General features: G+C 42.8%; 1 protein-coding gene and 3 tRNA genes. 3 read left to right on the top strand and 1 reads right to left on the bottom strand.

Annotated elements, in window-relative coordinates; translation table 11 throughout:
* Positions 1 to 94 precede the first annotated feature (94 nt).
* Positions 95 to 883: a lipase family protein gene (locus AB4585_RS21785; protein WP_017064543.1), complete on the bottom strand. Its 789-nt coding sequence runs from the start codon at positions 881 to 883 to the stop codon at positions 95 to 97.
* Positions 884 to 1,232: 349 nt separating this feature from the next.
* Between AB4585_RS21785 and AB4585_RS21780 the strand changes: the two genes are divergently transcribed.
* The 3 genes from AB4585_RS21780 to AB4585_RS21770 all read left to right on the top strand — a co-directional run bounded on the left by AB4585_RS21780 (position 1,233) and on the right by AB4585_RS21770 (position 1,582).
* Positions 1,233 to 1,319 (top strand) — tRNA-Leu (locus tag AB4585_RS21780).
* A 67-nt stretch (positions 1,320 to 1,386) separates the two neighbouring features.
* Positions 1,387 to 1,460: transfer RNA gene (locus tag AB4585_RS21775), tRNA-Cys, on the top strand.
* Positions 1,461 to 1,506: 46 nt separating this feature from the next.
* Positions 1,507 to 1,582 (top strand) — tRNA-Gly (locus tag AB4585_RS21770).
* Positions 1,583 to 1,674 lie beyond the last annotated feature (92 nt).

Genomic DNA, 1,674 nt, shown 5'->3' with positions numbered 1-1,674 from the left:
ACTCCGGGAGGCGCCTCCATAATTCAGAAAAAACCAGTCCTAGTGACTGGTTTTTTCGTTTCTGGCCCCGCTAAAAGCTTCCTACGTACCCATTTCAATGCTTATCAAAGAAATCTTTGTTACGGATATACTTGCTCATCAAGTGGTAAGAGAAAGGTCTTATCAGCCAACTAAAGATAGAGCGACCAAGGCGGATTAATGTAGGAGTGTTCTCATAGATTCGTCCGTTATAAAGCCAAAGCACTTTACCTACATGCCAATAGAGCAAAGGAACCGGTGGCATGAAGGTCACGATGTCGATGTCACAGCAAATTCGGTAGGTCTTCTTACTCATGCGATAGTGCTTTCGAAAGCTCCAATCACCAATGGCGGGTTGGCCAAAAGTCACTATTCGTTTAATACAGCCTGGGTACTTTTGATCAAAGTAATCAGCGAAGACACAACCGATAGCGCCTCCGGAAGAGTGGCCAGTAATAGACACTCTTTTTCCTTGTTCGATGAGAGGTGTGAGCGTGGCTTCCAAGCGCTCAATAACGGTTAAGCCAAGCTTATCTTCATTACGACTTGGCTGGCTCTCTTGAAACATTAGATGGTAGAAACCCGCATGCACACGATAATTGAGCCCAATTCTCTTACAGCTTCTTGTCCATAGAGCAAAGGTTAGTAGCCAATCTGAGATACTGTGCGATCCTTTGATTACCACAACCACTTCATCTTTGTCGCTACTCCACAACACTCTAATCATGGTTTTACCAAACTGGTTCTTGATGATGCGTTGTCCATTAGGGTCAAAACCATAGCGAGTCTGCTTAAAAACTCTAGGGTAGGCGAGGTTACAAAGAACGGCATAGCGCTCATATTGATATCGTTTTAGTGGTTTCACATGTTTACTTCTTAATAAGAGTTACTTCAAACTCTAATCGTTGAATGTGAAAAGCACATGAAAACGCCATTTGCTTGGTTTAAAACAAGAAAATCACCGCATTCAATTGGTATTTGAATCAATGGTTGTCAGTGATTTGTCCGTTTAAATTAGAAATCCGAGTATAAGAACCGTACAAGCTGCACTAAATTTATTCTTTTGAGTTCGATAATTAATCACTTGAATTAAAAGATAAAATTTATTGTTGACGAATTTTTTCCTTCCGTTAAAGTACACCTCGTTCTCACGGCTTAGGTCGCTGAGAGATGGTGTTTTTACTTTTCAGTAATCGGCCTCGCAAGATTGCGTTGCCCTGGTGGTGGAATTGGTAGACACAAGGGATTTAAAATCCCTCGGCGTTCGCGCTGTGCCGGTTCAAGTCCGGCCCGGGGCACCATCTATCTAGCTTCTACATTTTGAGTAGAGTGATGAACAAAGAGTTGTTCTCTTAAATCACTATTAAAGGCGCCTTGGCAGAGTGGCTATGCAGCGGATTGCAAATCCGTGGACCTCGGTTCGACTCCGGGAGGCGCCTCCATTCTTTCTCTTAGTTTGATAAGTTAAGAGATAATAAGAATGAAAATGCGATACTAGCTCAGTTGGTAGAGCGCAACCTTGCCAAGGTTGAGGTCATCGGTTCGAACCCGATGTATCGCTCCAAATTTTGTAGTGTTGATTCATTTCGACATTAAGATGGTGTTTTACTTTTCAGTAATCGGCATCGCAATAAAGAATTGCGTGCCCTGGTGGTG

The organism is Vibrio sp. 10N.222.49.C9 (genome assembly GCF_041474985.1).
GTDB lineage: Bacteria > Pseudomonadota > Gammaproteobacteria > Enterobacterales > Vibrionaceae > Vibrio > Vibrio crassostreae_C.
The sequence above is the reverse complement of the archived record's forward strand: the minus strand, read 5'-3'. Positions and strand labels throughout refer to the sequence as shown.